Raw genomic sequence first — 18,098 nt, forward strand, 5'->3', positions numbered from 1 at the left:
GCGGGGGTGGTGGCGGGGGGTGTGCGGGGCGGGGGTGGGTGGTGCGGGGCCCCCCGCGCGGCGTGCCGCGTGTGTTGTCCCCGGCGCGGGGCCCTGGGCGTGGTGCCCGGCGGCTCCTACTTGCCGAGCGGGAGGCCCTTGACCGGCAGCTTGCCCGCGGACGGCAGGCCGCCGCCCGCGCTCTGCGCGGTGCCGCCCACCAGGGTGCCGGCGCTGCCCGCGGTGTCGCCCGCGGCCTTCTGGGCGGCCGGGGCCGCGGTCTTGCCGACGGCGCCGACGGTCTTGCCCGCGGCCGGGACGGTCTTCTTGACGGCCTTGCTGCCGGTGTCACCGGCCATGCCGGTGGTCGTCCGGGCCGCACTGTCGACGGAGTTGCCCAGGCCGGCGCCGTCGAGGGCGGTCACGCCGCCCAGGTTCGGGGTCTGCGGCAGCGCCGCGGCGTTCGCGACACCGGCCGCGGCGACCACGGGGGCCGCGCCCGCCGCGATCAGCAGCGCGGTACGGGCGATCCGACGGGGCAGGGAGAGGGACATGGTGCTCCTTGAGCGGGAGGGGACTTGGCTGTCCGGCGTCCGGACGCTGTGACAACCGCTCGGGGGGAGGGGGAAGTTGCGGTGCACCGAGGTAAAGAGTCTGCAATGCATCGCATTATCGGTTTCGGATAAAAGCGGACAAACGATGGCACGCCATAAAGCTTGCTGAACCGTCACTTCCCTTGCCCCCCATAGGGTCACCGGACCGATCACCGGGACCCCCCGAGCGGGCGCGAAAAGCGCTCACGGCCGGCCGAGCTCACTGCTTCCGGGTGACGGATCGCGTATGCGTACGGGTTGTCCGTACGTGACAGTGCTGTCCGTACGTGTTCTCCGTACGGGTTGTCCGTACGGGGCGCTCCCGGTCCTACTCCGTGACTGTGATGCGGACTTCGGCGGCGCCCCCGCCCGCGCTCCGCCCCTTCGCACCGGCCTGCCCGGTGCCCGTGTCCGTCCTGTGCCACGGTGCGTGGTTGTTCGCCGCTGTCCACTCCCGGCCCGCGAAGGAGACCCGCTGGATGTGGAGCGCGGCCGAGTTGGCCACCGCCCAGTGCGCCAGCTCCCAGCCGCGCTGCTGCGCGGACCCGGTGCCGAGCGTCCCGACGGCCGGCTTCTTGGCGGAACGGACCGGCAGCAGCACCTCCGACGGCTGCGCGGGCTTCCCGGCGGGCAGCACCCCGGGCCCGAAGGACCGCTTCAGCGCGGCGCGCACCGCGGCCGGATCGCCCACCAGGCTGCTCTTGGTCGCCGCGCAGGAGAACGAGGCGGGCACCCGGCCGGTCAGCGCGGACGCGAGCAGCGTGGCGTCCGGCTCGTGCTTCGCGTACGCATCGGGGAAGGCGCTGCGCTGCACGGCCTGGGCGGCGACCGTCAGCGGCAGCTGCGTGTAGTCATGCACCTTCACGAGGTGCTCGTAGAACTTCCCGGCCGAGTACACCGGGTCCATGATCTGCTTCGCCGTTCCCCAGCCCTGCGACGGCCGCTGCTGGAAGAGGCCCAGCGAGTCCTTGTCGCCATGGTCGAGATTGTGCAGCCCCGACTCCTGGAGCGCGGTCGCCAGCGCGATGGTCACCGCGCGCTCCGGCATCCCGCGCGAGGTTCCCACGGCGGAGATCGTCGCCGCGTTGACGGCCTGCTCGGGACTCAGCCGGTAGCCGCTCCCGCCGTCGCCCTGAGCCGTGCAGCGCGGCCCGCTGCCGCCTCCGCTGAGGTACTGCACCAGGACATAGCCCGCCAGCGCCAGCAGTACGGCGAGGGCGGCCACGATCCGGAAGAGACGACCGCGGCGTGGCGCGGCAGTGGGCTGGGACACAGGGCACACCGTACTGGAGCGCGGGTTAGGGTCTGTGCCATGTCAGAGACCCCGCTTGACCTCACACTCGACGCCCCGGCCCTGACCGCACAACTGGTCGACTTCCCCTCCGTGAGCGGCACCGAGAAGCCCCTCGCCGATGCGGTCGAGGAGGCGCTGAGGGCGCTGCCGCACCTGACCGTCGACCGGTTCGGCAACAACGTCGTCGCCAGGACGCACCTCGGCCGCGCCGAGCGGGTCGTGCTGGCCGGGCACCTCGACACCGTGCCGATCGCGGACAACGTCCCGTCCCGGCTCGACGAGAACGGCGTCCTGTGGGGCTGCGGCAGCTGTGACATGAAGTCCGGCGTGGCCGTCCAGCTGCGGATCGCGGCGACCGTGCCCGAACCCAACCGGGACCTCACCTTCGTCTTCTACGACAACGAAGAGGTCGCGGCCGAACTCAACGGCCTCAAGCACATCGCCGAGGCGCACCCCGACTGGCTGGCTGCGGACTTCGCGGTCCTGCTCGAATCCTCCGACGGCGATGTCGAAGGCGGCTGCCAGGGCACCCTCCGCGTCATCCTGCGCACCAAGGGCGAGCGCTCGCACTCGGCGCGCAGCTGGATGGGGTCCAACGCGATCCACTCCGCTGCGCCGATCCTGGCCAGGCTGGCCGCGTACGAGCCGCGCAGGCCGGTGATCGACGGACTGGAGTTCCACGAGGGGCTCAACGCCGTACGGATCGAGGGCGGCGTCGCCAACAACGTCATCCCGGACGCCTGCACCGTGGTGGTCAACTTCCGTTACGCGCCCGACCGCAGCGAGGAACAGGCCCTGGCGTACGTCAAGGAGTTCTTCGCGGAGTGCGACGTCGACGAGTTCATCGTCGACGACCACACCGGCGGCGCGCTGCCCGGCCTCTCGCACCCCGCGGCCGCGGCGTTCATGGCGGCGGTCGGCGGCGAGGCCCGCCCGAAGTTCGGCTGGACGGACGTGTCGCGCTTCAGCGCGCTCGGTGTTCCCGCGGTGAACTACGGTCCCGGAAACCCGCTGCTCGCGCACAAGCGGGACGAGCGCGTCGCCATCACGAAGATCTCGCACACCGAGGAACGGCTCCGCGCCTGGCTGACGGCCTGAATTTCCTCATTCGTCACTTGTGCCGACCTAGGCTGTGAGGACACGTACAGCGGAGGGAGCACAACATGGGCAACCCTGAAGGAGCGCCGGCGCCGGAGGAACAGCGGCTCGGCCCGGTGGTGCGCCGCCGGGACCAGGTCCAGTCCGGCACCACCGACCAGCGGCTGCTCGACACCACGGAGAAGGGCCCGGCCGACTGGCTGCACACCGACCCCTGGCGGGTCATGCGCATCCAGTCGGAGTTCGTGGAGGGCTTCGGCGCACTGGCCGAACTGCCCAGCGCGATCAGCGTCTTCGGGTCGGCCCGCACCGCGCCCGGCACACCGGAGTACGAGGCGGGGGTACGGATCGGCCGCGCCCTGGTCGACGTGGGCTTCGCGGTGATCACCGGCGGCGGCCCCGGTGCGATGGAGGCGGCCAACAAGGGCGCCAGAGAGGCCAACGGCGTCTCGGTCGGGCTCGGGATCGAGCTGCCCTTCGAGCAGGGGCTCAACCAGCACGTCGACATCGGCGTCAACTTCCGCTACTTCTTCGTCCGCAAGACGATGTTCGTGAAGTACGCCCAGGGCTTCGTGGTCCTGCCGGGCGGCCTCGGCACCCTGGACGAGCTGTTCGAGGCCCTGACCCTGGTGCAGACCCGGAAGGTGACCCGGTTCCCGATCGTGCTCTTCGGTACGGAGTACTGGGGCGGCCTGGTCGACTGGCTGCGCGGCACGGTGGTGGCGCAGGGCAAGGCGTCGGAGCACGATCTGCTGCTCTTCCACGTCACGGACGACGTGGACGAGGCGGTGGCGCTGGTGACCAAGGAGACGGGGCTGTGACGCACGCCCGGCCTGCTCCGAGCGGAAACTCCTAGGCCAGTCCCCGCCGGGCCACCGCCGGAGCGCGGTGGCCCGCGATCGCCGCCACCATGTCCAGTACCTGCCGGGTCTCGGCCACTTCGTGCACCCGGTAGACCTGGGCCCCCAGCCACGCCGAGACCGCCGTCGTGGCCAGCGTCCCCAGCAGCCGTTCCCTGACCGGCTTGTCGAGCGTCTCGCCCACGAAGTCCTTGTTGGACAGGGAGACGAGGACCGGCCACCCCGTCGCGGTCATCTCGCCCAGTCTGCGGGTCGCCTCCAGCGAGTGCCGGGTGTTCTTCCCGAAGTCGTGGCCGGGGTCGATCATGATGCCGTCCGGCCTGACGCCCAGCGCCACCGCACGCTCCGCGAGGCCGACCGTGACCCGCAGGATGTCGTCCATGACGTCGTCGTACGTGACCCGGTGCGGCCGGGTGCGCGGTTCGGCGCCGCCCGCGTGCGTACAGACCAGACCGGCGCCGAACCGGGCCGCTACCGCGGCCAGTTCGGGATCGACCCCGCCCCACGCGTCGTTCAGCACATCCGCGCCCGCCTCGCACACCGCGGCACCGACGTCGTGGCGCCAGGTGTCGACGCTGATCACCACATCGGGGTGGCGCCGCCGCACCTCGGCGACGAAACCGACCGTGCGCCGCGCCTCCTCATCGGCCGTCACATGCTCGCCGGGGCCCGCCTTGACCCCGCCGATGTCGATGATGGCCGCACCCTCGGAGACCGCCTGTTCCACGCGGGAGAGCGCGGGCTCGTCGCGGAAGGTCGCCCCCTGGTCGTAGAACGAGTCCGGGGTCCGGTTCACGATCGCCATGATCACCGGTTCGTGCGCGTCGAACTCGCGCCGTCCCAACCGCAGCATCCGCCTCTTCCTCTCGCCCTCTGATCCCCACCCGACGGGTCGCCTGCGACCCCGGGGCTCCAACCGGAAGACCCTAACGGTCGGCAACGCATGGCACGATCGGACCCGCACGGTTCCGCTATCCGGGGAGAGACTCACTCGTGTTCTGGTTCTTGCTGATCGCGATGGTCGTGGTGGTCGCTGCGGTCACCCTCGCGGTGATCGGCGGCGGTGACGGCGCCGCACTGTCCGACGCGTCCCCCGAACTGCCCGTCGACCCGCTGCCCGCGGCCCGGCCGGTCGGCCGCGCGGACATCGAGGCGCTGCGGCTGCCCATGGTGGCGCGCGGCTACCGGATGGCCGACGTGGACGACGTACTGGGCAGGCTCGGCGCCGAACTGGCCGAGCGCGACGCCCGGATCGCCGAGCTGGAAGCGGCGCTCGCCGGTGCGCGCGCCGCCGCAGTCCACGACGAGGACCCCCGGGGATGAGCCAGGAGGCGGTCCCGGGGGCCGACGGGAAGCTGCGCTGCCCCTGGGCGGTGTCGACCGCGGACTACGTCGAGTACCACGACGGCGAGTGGGGCCGCCCGGTCCACGGCGACGACGCCCTGTACGAGCGGCTCTGTCTTGAGGCGTTCCAGTCCGGGCTGTCCTGGATCACGATCCTGCGCCGCCGCGCCGGATTCCGTAAGGCGTTCGCCGGCTTCGCCATCGCCGATGTGGCCGCCTTCACCGACGACGACCGGGAGCGGCTGCTCGCCGATCCCGGGATCATCCGCAACCGCGCCAAGATCGACGCGGTCCTCGCCAACGCCCGGGAGCTGGCGGGCTGGGAGCCGGGCAGCCTCACCGCGCTGCTCTGGTCGTACGCCCCCGACCCGGCCGCCCGCCCGGCGCCCCGCAGCGTCGCCGACATCCCCGCCGTCACCCCGGAGTCCACCGCGATGGCCCGGGAACTCAAGAGGCGCGGCCTGCGCTTCACCGGCCCGACCACGGCCTACGCCCTGATGCAGGCGTGCGGCCTGGTCGACGACCACCTGGCGGACTGCTTCGCCCGGCGGGCCCCCACGGGCGTCCGTCCCGGGGCGGCGGGCTGACCCGCGGGGGTGTGGCCGGCGGGGATGTGGTCCCTCAGCGCCCCAGATAGCGCGGCTGGGTCTTGCCGACGAAAGCCTCCACCGCGATGAGATGGTCGTCCGACGCACCCGCGCGCGTCTGGAGTTCGTCCTCCTTCTCCAGCGCATCCCGGAGCGGATGACCCGCCCCGTAGGCGAGGGACTCCTTGATCGCGGCGTACGCGACCGTGGGGCCCGCGGCGAGCGCGCGGGCCACCGCCAGCGCCTCCGCGGCCAGCTCCGCCTCCGGCACCAGCTTGTTGGCGATGCCGAGGTCGTACGCCTCCTGGGCACCGAACGAGCGCGGGAACAGCAGCAGATCGGCGGCGCGGCTCTGGCCGATCAGCCGGGGCAGCGTCCAGGAGACGCCCGAGTCCGCGGTGAGGGCGACACCCGCGAAGGACGTGGTGAATTTCGCGGTGTCGGCCACGACCCGGTAGTCGGCGGCGAGCGCGAACCCGAGGCCCGCTCCCGCTGCCACGCCGTTGATCCCGGCCACGACCGGCTTCGGCATCTCGGTCAGGGCCCGCACGATCGGGTTGTAGTGCTCCCGCACGGTCGACATGGTGCGCCCGGTGCCCGCCTCGCGGTCGGCCGTCAGCGAGGCGATGTGCTCCTTGAGGTCCTGTCCGACGCAGAAGGCGCGCCCGGTGGCGGTGAGCAGTACGGCGCGCACCTCCGAAGCGGCGGCCGCGGTCTGCACCGCGTCGCGCAGGGCCGCCTTCGCCTCGGTGTTCATCGCGTTCATGGAGTCGGGACGGTTGATGGTGACCGTCGCGAGTCCGTCGGTCACCTCGTAGAGCACGGTGTCCGCCATGGGGCCCTCCACTGCTGGGTGTCGGCTGCTGATGGTGCTGATACGTCGTACGCAGCTCAGCATGGCGGAGATCATCGACGGCGGACATGTGACCTGCGTCAAACAATGCCGGCCGGGAATGACGGACGGGGCGGCGCAGTATCGCAGGGGGAACGCCGAATTGAGTGGTTTTGCGGAAGTGCGTTGCGCAAGCGATGCAGACCGATGTTGGTCATCGGGTCCTGGGATGCGGGATAATGGCTGGGAAGCAATATGTTCGATGCCGGTGACACCTGGGTTGTCGGCTGCGATGAGCTGGTTTCAGGAAGGGGAACGAGCATGGCGGCCATGAAGCCGCGGACGGGCGACGGCCCGCTCGAGGTGACCAAGGAGGGGCGGGGCATCGTCATGCGCGTTCCGCTAGAGGGCGGCGGACGACTCGTTGTCGAGCTGACCCCGGACGAGGCCGATGCACTCGGCGACGCGCTGAAGAAGGTCGTCGGCTGACGCGGACGCCCCCACAGTTCTTTCCACCACTGCCCCGGCTCCGGCCGGGGCAGTGGTGTTCCGGGTGCGGGGCGGCTGTCGTTCAGCCCGGGTGCGGGCTGTCGTTCAGCCGAGGCGTACGGCGCAGAGCAGCCCGTCGCCGACCGGGAGGAGCGAGGGCAGCAGCCCCTGGCTCTCGCGCACCGTGCGCAGCAGGTCACGCAGGTGCAGCACTTCCGCGGGCTGTGCGGCGGAGTCGACCGTACGGCCGTCCGCGAAGACCCCCTCGAAGCAGACCAGTCCACCGGGCCGCAGCAGGCGCAACGATTCGGCGAGCACATCCAGCGACTCCAGCCGGTCGCCGTCGCAGAACACCAGGTCGTACCCGCCGTCCGCGAGGCGCGGCAGTACGTCGAGTGCCCGGCCCGGGATGAAGCGCGAACGGTTCGCCGCGAAGCCGGCGGAGCGGAACGCCTGACGGGCGAAGCCCTGGCGCTCGGGCTCCGGGTCGACGGTGGTCAGCACGCCGTCGGGGCGCATGCCCTGGAGCAGATAGATGCCCGATACGCCGGTACCGGTACCGATTTCGGCCACCGCTTTGGCGTCCGTGGTGGCGGCAAGCAGCCGCAGCGCCGCACCGGTGCCGGGCGAGACCGAGGGCAGCCCGGAGTCGCGGGCCCGGTCGCGGGCCCAGCGCAGGGCTTCGTCCTCGGCGACAAAAGCGTCGGCGAAGGCCCAGCTCGTCTGCCGGTTGGCGGTAATGGCCCTCTCCTGTCCCCGTAGTTGGCGCACTCGTGACTGTATCCGCTGCACCCGGGAACCCGCAGATGGGACCGCGCGTTGAAGGAGGGCAGGGGGGATGCGGATGTACGAGGATTCCGGCAATCAGTCTTATCCGGAGCTAACGGGCGAGGTGGCTATGGTAGGGGCTCCACTGGACACCACCAGAGCCGACAGGGGAGGTGCGGCTGCGCCTGTGGATCGGGGAGGAGTGCTGCGGCGCTTTCTCAGGTCGGCGGGTGAGCCGAAATCCGTGACCGACATTGCTGACAGCTCCAGCGCTGCTGACTCCGTACAGACCGCTACTTTCGCCTCAGACGCGGATGCGCAGACCTGGACGCCGCCCTCGTGGGAGGAGATCGTCAGCACGCACAGCGGCCGGGTCTACCGGCTCGCCTACCGCCTGACCGGTAACCAGCACGACGCCGAGGACCTCACCCAGGAAGTCTTCGTCCGTGTCTTCCGCTCGCTGTCGACGTACACCCCGGGCACCTTCGAGGGCTGGCTGCACCGCATCACCACCAACCTCTTCCTGGACATGGTCCGCCGCAAGCAGCGGATCCGTTTCGATGCCCTCGGGGACGACGCCGCCGAGCGGCTGCCGAGCCGTGAGCCGTCGCCGCAGCAGGTCTTCCACGACACCCACTTCGACGCGGACGTCCAGCAGGCGCTGGACACCCTCGCCCCGGAGTTCCGCGCCGCCGTGGTCCTCTGTGACATCGAGGGCCTCTCGTACGAGGAGATCGCCGCCACCCTGGGCGTCAAGCTCGGCACGGTGCGCAGCAGGATCCACCGTGGCCGCTCCCACCTGCGCAAGGCCCTCAAGCACCGTTCGCCCGAGGCCCGCCGCGCCGAGCAGCGCGCGCTGGCCGGGGTGGCACCCGGCCTGGACGGAGAGGATGGGACCGCGTGAGTGGATCCAGTCCGACCCCGGCCGAGCAGCACCTCGGGGACCGGCTCGCCGCACTGGTCGACGGTGAGCTGAAGCACGACGCCCGTGAGCGGGTGCTCGCGCATCTGGCCACCTGTGCGAAGTGCAAGACCGAGGCCGACGCGCAGCGCCGGCTGAAAACCGTCTTCGCCGAGACCGCGCCCCCGCCGCCGTCCGAAGGGCTGCTCGCCCGTCTGCAGGGTCTGCCCGCCGGGCCCGGGGGCGACGATCCCGGTCGGCGCGGACCGTTCGGCGGCCGTTTCGCCGACGAGATCTTCGGATCCGCGGGCGCGTCCGGCGGCCGTTCCTCCGACCCCCGGGTCGACACCTTCGGCTATGTGCCCGCGGGGCCGCACGCCACCACGCTTCCGGACGGCGGTCCGGACAGCGGCTTCCGGATCCACCCGGTGGGCCGGAGCGACCAGGAGCGCTCGGCCTGGCGCGGACGGAGATTCGCGTTCGCCGCCGCCAGCGCGGTCTCGCTGGCCGCCATCGCGCTGGGCGGCACGCTGCCGTTCGACGGCGCGGGCGAATCCCCCGCGCATACGGACGGCCCGCCGAACAACGTGACACCGATGAGCGCCACGGACCCGGTGGGTGTCGGCGTGGACCCGCACCGCAGCCGCACCGGCGACGGCGCCCGGCTCGCCCACGGCGGGCGGGCCCCGGTTCTGCCCACTGCCTTCGCCGGACACCACGCGTCGCCCGCGCCGGACGCCCGCCCGGCCCGTCAGCCGCTGTACTCGCTGACGACCCCCCTGGTCACCGTCTCCTCGCTCTCCGCCTCCGCCGTACGTCCCCCGCTGGCGGCCGCCACCCCGCCCGCCGAGCCCGCGCAGCCGAGCCCGGGTGTCACACCGCCACCGGTCCCGCTCGCCGCACCGGGAGCCTCGGGGCTTCCGGCCACCGCCCAGCACTGAGCGGGGCTTCCGGCCCCTGGAAACCTGGTTGAATCCCTGAAAGGCTGCCCGCCACAGGGCATGCGGAGCATGGGGCAGGTGCGGGGAGAGCATGGACGACGGGAAGCCCACCGGGCCGGACGCCGCATGGTGGAGCACACCGGCCCGCCCCGCGCCGGACAGCCCCATGCCGGACCACCTCGCACCGGACCGTCCCTTGCCGGACCTTCCCGTGCCGGGCCGCCCCGCACCGGACCTTCCCTTGGCGGGCCGCCCCGCATCGGACCGTCCCTCGCCGGACCTTCCCGCGCCGGGCCACCCCGCACCGGACCGTCCCGTACTGGATCATCCCGAGCCTGGGCCGATATCTGGGCGGGTACCGTCCCTGCGCGAACCGCTGCCTCCGCTCCAGCCAGTACCGGCAGGAGCACCGGCACCCGCGCCTCAGCCCCAGCCACAGTCCCGGCCGCTGCCCGAGGCGGCACCTCGGCCCGGATCACAGTCCCGGCCACTGCCTGACCCGGTGTCTCACCCGGAGCCGGTGTCCCACCCCGGTCCGGCGCCCCGCCCCGAGCGGCTGTCCCGGCCCCTGCACGACCCCGACCCCTACGGCACCCCGCCCTATGGCGGTCCGGGCCCCTGGGCCCCCGCCCCGCCCGTTCAGCTGCCCGCTCCCACGCCCGCCGAAGGCACCCACGTCCCACCGGCCTACACGGGCGCCGTGCAGCCACCGCAACGCCACGTACCGCACAGGCATCACCAGCCTCTCCCGCCCCAGCAGCCGCACCACCAGCAACACCTGCCGGCTCCACCCCAGCCTCAGCCGCACCACCAGCAACACCTGCCGGCTCCACCCCAGCCCCAGCCCCAACCGCACCACCAACCGCTGCCGTATCCGTACCCGTACCAACTCCAGCAGTCCCCGCAGTGGAGCCGCTACGACCCGTGGAGCGCTCCGCCGTCAGCGCCCCCGCCCCCCAGCGGGGAGCCCGGCGGGGAGAAGCCCGGCGGGCAGAAGAGGCGTCGCCGGGGAGCGGTCGTGGCCATGGTGGTGGCCGCGCTGGTCGCCGGGGCCGTCGGCGGCGGCATCGGCGCGTACGTCGAGCTGAACGGTTCACTGTCGGGCGTCCGGCTCTCGCAGGCCGGCCCGGAGAGCCCCGCCCGTGCGCCCGGCACCACGGCCGGTATCGCCGCGAGCGCGCTGCCCGGGGTGGTCACCCTGCATGTCAGGGGGAGCGAAGAGGCGGGCACCGGCACCGGCTTCGTCCTCGACCGCGAGGGGCACATCCTCACCAACAACCACGTAGTCCAACCGGCCGGATCCGCTGGTGAGATCACCGTCACGTTCAGCGGCGGTGAGAGCGCCAGGGCCCGGGTCGTCGGCCGGGACAGGGGCTACGACCTGGCCGTCGTCAAGGTCACCGGAGTCTCCGGGCTCACCCCGCTGCCGCTGGGCAACTCCGACAATGTGCGGGTCGGCGACCCGGTCGTGGCCATCGGCGCCCCCTTCGACCTCGCCAACACGGTGACCTCCGGCATCATCAGCGCCAAGGACCGCCCGATCACATCGAGCGGCACGTCGAGCGGCGGGGAGGGCGACGGCAGCGACGTCAGCTATGTCGACGCGCTCCAGACCGACGCCCCGATCAACCCGGGCAATTCGGGCGGCCCGCTGGTCGACTCCAAGGCCCGGGTCATCGGCGTCAACAGCGCCATCCGAGCCGCCGGCAACAGCTCGGACTCCGAGGGCGGCCAGGGCGGCCAGGACGGCCAGGAGAGCCAGGGCGGCTCGATCGGCCTCGGCTTCGCCATCCCCATCAACCAGGCGAAGCGCGTAGCCGAGGAGCTCATCAACAACGGCAGGGCCGTCCATCCCGTGATCGGTGTCACACTCGACATGAAGTACGCGGGTGACGGCGCCCGGGTGGCCGACCGGGCGACCGACGGCGGTCCGGCGGTGGCGCCGGGGGGAGCCGGAGCCGGTGCGCGGATCGAGCCGGGGGACATCGTCACAGGTGTGGACGGTGAACCGGTGCACAGCGCCCAGGAGCTGATCGTCCGGATCCGCGCGCACCAGCCGGGCGACAGACTGGCCCTCACGGTCCGCCGGAAGGGCCGCGACCGGCCTGTGACCTTGACTCTTGGATCGGCCGGCGGCACATGAAAGACCGGGGGAAGGTACCGTCCGGGCAGCTTCGCCGGGTACCGTGGTCGGGGCCCGGACCACACCCCGACCTGCGGGCCGCGGAGAACACCAGGAGCAAAAAGTGTTCAATGACGTAGGCCCCCTTGAGATCGTGACGCTCGTGGTGCTCGCCGTGATGGTGTTCGGCCCGGACAAGCTGCCGAAGGTCATCCAGGACGTCACCCGCACGATCCGGAAGATCCGGGAGTTCTCCGAGAGCGCCAAGGAGGACATCCGTACCGAACTCGGCCCGGAGTTCAAGGACTTCGAGTTCGAGGACCTGAACCCGAAGACCTTCGTGCGCAAGCAGCTCATGGACGGCAGCGACGAGCTGGGTCTCAAGGAGATCCGCAGCAGCTTCGACCTGAAGAAGGAGATCTCCGAGATCACCGACGTGGTGAACGGCAGGTCCGTCGTCGACGACAGTGACACGGAGGCCGCGGCCGAGATCGCCCCGAGTAGCGCCAATGGCTCATCGACAGGTCCTGACCTGCTGAAGAAGAGCGGCCCTGACCTGCAGAAGAAGAGTGTGACGGTCGACACCGACGAGCGGCCGCCGTTCGACGCCGACGCCACCTGAGTATTCTCCCTCTGTCCGGCAGTGAGGGCGCCCGTGGGGGTGGGCCGCTTCGGACGCTGAGGAGCGAGGAGGCGGCCGGCACATGGAGACGACGAGTCGGACAGGGGCCCACGCGGTCGACGACTATCTGAGGGCGCCGTTTTCGTGGTACGGGCTGGACGAGGCGTTCACCGGCACACGGCGCCTGATGCAGGTGGGCGTCGCGGCGGACGGTACGGTCCAGCACGGCTCGCTGGGACACGGTGACGAGCCCGCCGTGAGACCCGACGCGCAACCGGAGAAGGACCACTTCGCCGCCGTGGTGACCATCGCGTCCAGCCCGGTGCGGCGCAGCGGGGACGGTACGGGTGTACTGGAGGCCACCACGGTCTCATCGGCGGCCTGGCTCGCCGGTTCGGGACTGCTGGCCTGCACCTGGCCCGCGCAGCTCGACCACGCTCTGCGCGACGACTGGGTCGACCAGCAGACCGAGGCCGCTTTCGAGCTGGCCGACGACCTGTCGGGCCCGGAGTGGTCGGAGCTGACCCTGCCGGTCGACGGGGTGCCGACGTCCTTCTCGTACCGCGAGACGGAGTTCGGCTGGGTGCTGGCCGGTGCCACCGAGACCGGTGTCCACCTGGGGGCCTACGGGCGCGGGATGAGCGCGTACGGGCTGGGATTCGCCGTGGCCAAGGACATCACCGTGTACGTCTGACACACGGGCCGCATCGCACAGGAGCCCGGGGGCCGACCGCCCCCGGGCTCCTGTGCGGGCCCGCCGCCTAGAACTTGTTGCGCGGAGTGACCCCGAGCGACATGCCCGCGAGCCCCCGCTGACGGCTGCTCAGCTTGCCCGCGATGGCGCGCAGCGCGGTGCCCGCGGGGGAGTCCGGGTCGGTCAGCACGACGGGCTTGCCCTCGTCGCCGCCCTCGCGCAGCCGTACGTCGATCGGGATGGAGCCCAGCACCGGCACGGTCGCTCCGGTGGTCTTGGTGAGACCTTCGGCGACCTTCTGCCCGCCGCCCGTACCGAAGACGTCGACCATCTCGTCGCAGTGCGGGCAGGGCAGGCCCGACATGTTCTCGACGACCCCGACGATCTTCTGGTGTGTCTGTACGGCGATGGAGCCGGCCCGCTCGGCCACCTCGGCGGCGGCCTGCTGCGGGGTGGTGACCACCAGGATCTCGGCGTTCGGCACGAGCTGCGCCACCGAGATCGCGATGTCCCCGGTGCCCGGCGGCAGGTCGAGCAGGAGCACATCGAGGTCGCCCCAGAAGACATCCGCCAGGAACTGCTGGAGCGCGCGGTGCAGCATCGGGCCGCGCCACACCACCGGGGCGTTGCCCGGCGTGAACATACCGATCGAGATGACCTTCACGCCGTTCGCGGATGGCGGCATGATCATGTTCTCGACCTGGGTGGGCTTGCCGTACGCGCCGAGCATCCGCGGCACGCTGTGCCCGTAGATGTCCGCGTCGACCACGCCGACCTTCAGCCCGTCGGCGGCGAGCGCGGCGGCCAGGTTGACCGTGACCGACGACTTGCCGACGCCGCCCTTGCCGGACGCGACCGCGTACACCCGGGTCAGCGAGCCGGGCTTGGCGAAGGGGACCTCGCGCTCCGCGGTGCCGCCGCGCAGCGAGGCGGCCAGCTCCTTGCGCTGCTCGTCGCTCATCACGTCCAGCTCGACGCTGACCGCCGTCACCCCTTCGACGCGGGCGACCGCGTCGGTGACGTTGGTGGTGATGGTCTCGCGCATCGGGCAGCCGGAGACGGTGAGGTAGACCGTGACAGCGACCGCCCCGTCCGCTCCGATGTCGACCGATTTGACCATGCCGAGTTCGGTGATCGGACGGTGGATCTCGGGGTCGTTCACTGTCGCCAGTGCTTCACGCACCGCGTCTTCCATAGCCATGCGTCGATGGTACGGCGCCCACCGATATCCCGGGAAAGAGCGGTCAGTGGTCGGCTTCGTCACTTTCCCGCGGGAATACCTGGGGCCGTTCCGCCAGGTCTCTGACGAGGTCCTGGAGTTCAGACCTGATCCAGTCACGGGTGGCCACCTCGCCGAGACCCATCCGGAGCGCGGCGATCTCCCGGGTGAGGTACTCGGTGTCGGCGATGGAGCGTTCGTTCTGATTGCGGTCCTGCTCCAGGTTGACCCGGTCCCTGTCGTCCTGGCGGTTCTGCGCGAGGAGGATCAGCGGGGCCGCGTACGACGCCTGGAGCGAGAGCACCAGGGTCAGGAAGATGAAGGGGAACGGGTCGAAGCGCAGGGCGTGCGGGGCCCAGGTGTTCCACACCACCCAGATGACGATCACGACCGTCATCCAGACGATGAACCGCCCGGTCCCCAGGAACCGGGCGACCCGCTCCGACATGCGGCCGAAGGACTCCGGGTCGTACTCGGGAAGCCAGCGCCGCCGCGGTGCGAGCGGCTGGTCGAGACGGCCCCTGGACGTCTGCTCAGCGGTCATCGGCGGCCTCCGCTGGGCGGTCGTCGTCGCGGTCGTCGTCGTCCGGGCCCGCGCCGTCGGCCGGACCGGGCCCGTCGTCCGGGCCCGCGCTGCCGTCCAGCGGCGGGCGGCCGTCGTCCTCCGCCGGCCGGTCGTCGTCCGGCTGCCGGCCACCGGGCGCGCCGGAATCCTGGTGGAAGTCGGTCTCGCGCCAGTCGCTCGGCAGCAGGTGGTCGAGTACGTCGTCGACGGTGACCACCCCGAGCAGCGAGCCGCTCGCATCCACGACAGGCGCCGCCAGCAGGTTGTACGCGGCGAGATAGCTGGTCAGCACCGGCAGCGTGGCCTGCGGCGGCAGCGGCGGGAGGTCGCTGTCGACGATCGCGCCGACCAGGGTGAACGGCGGATCGCGCAGCAGCCGCTGGAAGTGCACGGCGCCCAGATACTTCCCGGTCGGTGTCTCGTCCGGCGGCCTGCACACGTACACCTGCGCGGCCAGGGCGGGGGAGAGGTCCTCCTTGCGGATCCGGGCGAGCGCGTCGGCGATCGTCGCGTCCGGGCGCAGCACGATCGGCTCGGTCGTCATCAGACCGCCCGCGGTCCGCTCCTCGTACGAGAGCAGCCGCCGTACGTCGGCCGCGTCGTCCGGCCGCATCAGCGTCAGCAGCCGCTCCTTGTCCTCCTCGGGCAGCTCGCTCAGCAGGTCGGCGGCGTCGTCCGGGTCCATCGCCTCCAGGACGTCGGCCGCGCGCTCCTCCTGGAGCTTGCCGAGGATCTCCACCTGGTCGTCCCCGGGCAGCTCCTCCAGTACGTCGGCGAGCCGGTCGTCGTCGAGAGCGGCGGCCACCTCGGCCCGGCGCTTGGGCGACAGATGGTGCAGCACGTTGGCGAGGTCGGCCGGGCGCAGTTCCTCGAAGGTGGCGACCAGGCTCTCCGCGCCCTGGCTCTCCTCCTCCAGGGAGAAACCGGTGACCCCGGACCACTCGACGGTCAGCGTCTCGCCCTTGCGCCGCAGCGCGCCGCCCTTCCCCTTCCGTACGAAGACCTTGTCGATCTCCCAGTCCCGGCGGGCCGGGAGCTGCTGCACGGAGACGTCCAGGACGGTCGCCTGCTCGTCCGTCCCGGTCAGCCGCACCCGCCGGTCCAGCAGCTCACCGAGGACCAGCCGCTCGGTGGGGCGCTGTTCGAAGCGGCGGACGTTGACCACTCCGGTGGTGATGACCTGTCCCGACTCGATACCGGTGACCCGGGTCATCGGCAGGAAGATCCGGCGGCGCCCGACCACCTCGACGACCAGTCCGAGCAGCCGGGGCGGACGGCTGCCGACCCGCAACATCGCGACCAGGTCGCGGACCCGGCCCACCTGGTCGCCGTTGGGGTCGAAGACGGAGACCCCCGCGAGGTGCGAGACGAAGATCCGGGGGGCGCCTGCCGCCATCCGCCGCCTCCTCCTCGTACGCTCCGTGCCCTGGTCCTGGAGGCGTACCGCCGTGCCCGTTTCATGCCACTGCGGTGCCTTCTTCGGGCTTCACGTTAGCCCGTCCCCTTCCGCGCCGCCCCGGCAGCGGGTCCGGATGGCTTCCTGCCGGTTCGCACGGGCGGCACAGGTACGCTGCGGTCTCCTGGTGAGGACACTCGTATGAGAGGCAGTGCGTACGTGGCTGCATTTCCCCCGGCCGCCCGAGCCCGCAGGGCAGGACTCGCGGGCGCGCTCTGCGCCGCTCTGGCGGTGTCGCTCGCGGCCTGCTCGGGCGACCCGGACGCGGGGACCAACGGCGTCGGCAAGCTCTCCGCCAAGGAGATCGAGTCGAAGGCGCGCACCGTGGCGGACAGCGCCAGGGCGGTGGCGCTCTCCGGCACGCTGATCGGCAAGGGCGGCTCGTACCAGCTGGACATGCGGCTCAACACGGACGGCGGCACCGGCTCCGTCACCTCGAAGAGCAGTACGTTCACGCTGCTGCGGATCGGTGACGCGCTCTATGTGAAGGCCGGGGCCGGCTTCTGGAAGCAGACCGACGGCAAGAACGGCGCCGACGCGGCGGGCAAGCTCGACGACAAGTACGTCAAGGTGCCGCAGCGGGACCCGGCGTACCAGCGCTTCCGCGGGTTCACCGACATGCACGCGCTGCTCGGCGGGCTGCTGGGGCTGCAGGGCACGCTGGGCAAGGGCGACCGGACCAAGGTGGGCGGCGTCCCGGCGATCCGGGTCACCGGGGGCGGCGGCAAGGGCGGCACCCTCGATGTGTCGCTGAAGGGAAAGCCCTATCCGCTCCGGTTCGAACGGGCGGGCGGCGCGGGCACGGTCCAGCTGACGCAGTGGAACAGCGACGTCACGCTGGTGCCGCCGGGCAGGGGCGACACGGTGGACTACGGGCGCGATCTGCCCAAGTCGTGAGCGGGGGGCGGGAGTTCGGCCGGAATCGGTGGTTCGGCGCGGGCCCGGTGTCTCGGTGCGGGCCGGGTCTTCGGCGCTGACCGGGGCCTCGGTCCGGGTGGGGCGTCGGTCCGGGTGGGGCGTCGCGGCGGGACCCGTACTGGTTCCGGGCGACGCGTCGGCGGGAACCGTGCCGCTTCCGCCGAGGGCCCGCGTCGGCGGGAGCCACGCGGGCTCCCGGGCCGCCGTTACCGGCGGCGTTTGCGTCGGAGGAGCAGTTTCGGGAGGCCGGCCGGGATCTCCTGACGGGTCGTCGCGGGTGTCGCGGGGGGAGCGGCGGCGAGCGACCCGTCGGGCAGTTCCGTACGGGCCTCGTGCGGTACGAGCCGTACCACCCGGCATTCCCGCGCCCAGCGCTCCACCATCGCCTCGCCGTCCGGAGCGTTCAGCCGCTTGCCCTTCAGCTCGGCGACAGCGGCCTCCCAGGCATCCGAGCGGGGCGCGAGCTCAGCCGTCACCGCGCTCCAGGCGACCAGCCTGCCGCCCTTGTCCTTGCTGCGCACCGTGACCTCGGCCGGAGCCCCGTCGGCCAGCCCCGGCAGCGGCTGCTCCCCGGGGCCGTCCCCGACGAGCAGCGCGGCGCCGTCGTGCCAGACATGCCAGAGCGCCCGCACCGGGCCGGTGCCCCGCACCCAGATGAGGCCGGACTTCTTGGTGGCCTCCTCGACGAGGGCCCGCTCCAGGAAGGTCTGTGTCATGCGCCCAGGGTAAGGGCCGCGCCGCGCCCGCAGGCGGGGCAGGTCCGGAGCCCGGGCCGGCCCGGCGGACCCGCCGAAGCCCTCCGGGACCTGTGGTTGC

The 18,098-nt window shown here is 72.0% G+C and carries 20 protein-coding genes; 11 read left to right on the plus strand and 9 right to left on the minus strand.

Annotated elements, in window-relative coordinates; all coding sequences use genetic code 11:
* Positions 1 to 116: 116 nt before the first annotated feature.
* Positions 117 to 533 carry an ATP-binding protein gene (locus ACFXBC_RS28455; RefSeq protein ID WP_385030529.1) on the minus strand — a complete coding sequence of 139 codons (417 nt, stop codon included), beginning with the start codon at positions 531 to 533 and terminating at the stop codon, positions 117 to 119.
* Positions 534 to 900: 367 nt separating this feature from the next.
* On the minus strand, positions 901 to 1,845 hold the full coding sequence (locus tag ACFXBC_RS28460; protein ID WP_385030532.1) for a hypothetical protein: 945 nt from the start codon (positions 1,843 to 1,845) through the stop codon (positions 901 to 903).
* A 39-nt stretch (positions 1,846 to 1,884) separates the two neighbouring features.
* Between ACFXBC_RS28460 and dapE the strand changes: the two genes are divergently transcribed.
* Both dapE and ACFXBC_RS28470 read left to right on the plus strand, forming a co-directional pair.
* Positions 1,885 to 2,964 (plus strand): succinyl-diaminopimelate desuccinylase, encoded by a 1,080-nt coding sequence (gene dapE, locus ACFXBC_RS28465; protein WP_385030535.1) that lies wholly within the window; start codon positions 1,885 to 1,887, stop codon positions 2,962 to 2,964.
* 65 nt (positions 2,965 to 3,029) lie between these two features.
* Positions 3,030 to 3,785 carry a TIGR00730 family Rossman fold protein gene (locus ACFXBC_RS28470; protein WP_385030538.1) on the plus strand — a complete coding sequence of 252 codons (756 nt, stop codon included), beginning with the start codon at positions 3,030 to 3,032 and terminating at the stop codon, positions 3,783 to 3,785.
* 31 nt (positions 3,786 to 3,816) lie between these two features.
* Here the strand turns inward: ACFXBC_RS28470 and folP are convergent, their stop codons facing one another.
* On the minus strand, positions 3,817 to 4,677 hold the full coding sequence (folP, locus tag ACFXBC_RS28475; protein WP_385030541.1) for a dihydropteroate synthase: 861 nt from the start codon (positions 4,675 to 4,677) through the stop codon (positions 3,817 to 3,819).
* Positions 4,678 to 4,817: 140 nt separating this feature from the next.
* Between folP and ACFXBC_RS28480 the strand changes: the two genes are divergently transcribed.
* Positions 4,818 to 5,147, plus strand: a complete 330-nt coding sequence (locus tag ACFXBC_RS28480) for a DivIVA domain-containing protein (RefSeq protein WP_385030544.1) — start codon at positions 4,818 to 4,820, stop codon at positions 5,145 to 5,147.
* Positions 5,144 to 5,755, plus strand: coding sequence for a DNA-3-methyladenine glycosylase I (locus ACFXBC_RS28485; RefSeq protein WP_385030546.1), 612 nt, complete (start codon positions 5,144 to 5,146; stop codon positions 5,753 to 5,755). The genes ACFXBC_RS28480 and ACFXBC_RS28485 overlap by 4 nt, the downstream gene beginning before the upstream one ends.
* A 34-nt stretch (positions 5,756 to 5,789) precedes the next feature.
* Here ACFXBC_RS28485 and ACFXBC_RS28490 read toward each other — a convergent pair whose 3' ends face one another.
* Complete coding sequence (locus tag ACFXBC_RS28490; protein WP_385030549.1) at positions 5,790 to 6,590, minus strand: enoyl-CoA hydratase/isomerase family protein; 801 nt, start codon at positions 6,588 to 6,590, stop codon at positions 5,790 to 5,792.
* Between the two features lie 318 nt (positions 6,591 to 6,908).
* Between ACFXBC_RS28490 and ACFXBC_RS28495 the strand changes: the two genes are divergently transcribed.
* On the plus strand, positions 6,909 to 7,076 hold the full coding sequence (locus ACFXBC_RS28495; RefSeq protein WP_003966491.1) for a DUF3117 domain-containing protein: 168 nt from the start codon (positions 6,909 to 6,911) through the stop codon (positions 7,074 to 7,076).
* 105 nt (positions 7,077 to 7,181) lie between these two features.
* Here the strand turns inward: ACFXBC_RS28495 and ACFXBC_RS28500 are convergent, their stop codons facing one another.
* Complete coding sequence (locus ACFXBC_RS28500) at positions 7,182 to 7,847, minus strand: O-methyltransferase (RefSeq protein ID WP_385030552.1); 666 nt, start codon at positions 7,845 to 7,847, stop codon at positions 7,182 to 7,184.
* A 127-nt stretch (positions 7,848 to 7,974) separates the two neighbouring features.
* Here ACFXBC_RS28500 and sigE point away from each other — a divergent pair, with 127 nt between their 5' ends.
* From sigE to ACFXBC_RS28525, 5 genes are all read left to right on the plus strand, one after another.
* Entirely contained in the window at positions 7,975 to 8,748 is a 774-nt protein-coding gene (gene sigE / locus ACFXBC_RS28505) for an RNA polymerase sigma factor SigE (protein ID WP_203600723.1), read from the plus strand.
* Positions 8,745 to 9,686, plus strand: coding sequence for an anti-sigma factor family protein (locus ACFXBC_RS28510; RefSeq protein ID WP_385030555.1), 942 nt, complete (start codon positions 8,745 to 8,747; stop codon positions 9,684 to 9,686). The genes sigE and ACFXBC_RS28510 overlap by 4 nt, the downstream gene beginning before the upstream one ends.
* Before the next feature lie 1,024 nt (positions 9,687 to 10,710).
* Positions 10,711 to 11,829, plus strand: coding sequence for a S1C family serine protease (locus ACFXBC_RS28515; protein ID WP_385030612.1), 1,119 nt, complete (start codon positions 10,711 to 10,713; stop codon positions 11,827 to 11,829).
* Between the two features lie 103 nt (positions 11,830 to 11,932).
* Positions 11,933 to 12,430 carry a sec-independent translocase gene (locus ACFXBC_RS28520; protein WP_385030558.1) on the plus strand — a complete coding sequence of 166 codons (498 nt, stop codon included), beginning with the start codon at positions 11,933 to 11,935 and terminating at the stop codon, positions 12,428 to 12,430.
* An 82-nt stretch (positions 12,431 to 12,512) separates the two neighbouring features.
* Positions 12,513 to 13,124: a hypothetical protein gene (locus ACFXBC_RS28525; RefSeq protein ID WP_385030561.1), complete on the plus strand. Its 612-nt coding sequence runs from the start codon at positions 12,513 to 12,515 to the stop codon at positions 13,122 to 13,124.
* Between the two features lie 67 nt (positions 13,125 to 13,191).
* Here the strand turns inward: ACFXBC_RS28525 and ACFXBC_RS28530 are convergent, their stop codons facing one another.
* Genes ACFXBC_RS28530 through ACFXBC_RS28540 form a run of 3 tightly spaced genes read right to left on the minus strand, consistent with a single transcriptional unit; the run spans position 13,192 to position 16,304 of the window.
* On the minus strand, positions 13,192 to 14,325 hold the full coding sequence (locus ACFXBC_RS28530; protein ID WP_385030564.1) for an Mrp/NBP35 family ATP-binding protein: 1,134 nt from the start codon (positions 14,323 to 14,325) through the stop codon (positions 13,192 to 13,194).
* Positions 14,326 to 14,368: 43 nt separating this feature from the next.
* The gene (locus tag ACFXBC_RS28535; RefSeq protein ID WP_385030567.1) at positions 14,369 to 14,887 is read right to left on the minus strand and encodes a DUF1003 domain-containing protein; all 519 of its coding nucleotides are present in this window, start codon (positions 14,885 to 14,887) and stop codon (positions 14,369 to 14,371) included.
* Positions 14,877 to 16,304: a magnesium transporter MgtE N-terminal domain-containing protein gene (locus ACFXBC_RS28540; protein WP_385030570.1), complete on the minus strand. Its 1,428-nt coding sequence runs from the start codon at positions 16,302 to 16,304 to the stop codon at positions 14,877 to 14,879. The genes ACFXBC_RS28535 and ACFXBC_RS28540 overlap by 11 nt, the downstream gene beginning before the upstream one ends.
* A gap of 201 nt (positions 16,305 to 16,505) precedes the next feature.
* On the opposite strand from ACFXBC_RS28540, the gene ACFXBC_RS28545 reads away from it, so the two are divergent.
* Complete coding sequence (locus ACFXBC_RS28545; RefSeq protein ID WP_385030573.1) at positions 16,506 to 17,261, plus strand: hypothetical protein; 756 nt, start codon at positions 16,506 to 16,508, stop codon at positions 17,259 to 17,261.
* Positions 17,262 to 17,488: 227 nt separating this feature from the next.
* On the opposite strand, the gene ACFXBC_RS28550 is transcribed toward ACFXBC_RS28545, so the two are convergent.
* Positions 17,489 to 17,998 carry a hypothetical protein gene (locus tag ACFXBC_RS28550; protein WP_385030575.1) on the minus strand — a complete coding sequence of 170 codons (510 nt, stop codon included), beginning with the start codon at positions 17,996 to 17,998 and terminating at the stop codon, positions 17,489 to 17,491.
* Between the last annotated feature and the right edge of the window lie 100 nt (positions 17,999 to 18,098).

The organism is Streptomyces sp. NPDC059398 (assembly GCF_042751845.1).
In the GTDB taxonomy this organism is placed as follows: domain Bacteria; phylum Actinomycetota; class Actinomycetes; order Streptomycetales; family Streptomycetaceae; genus Streptomyces.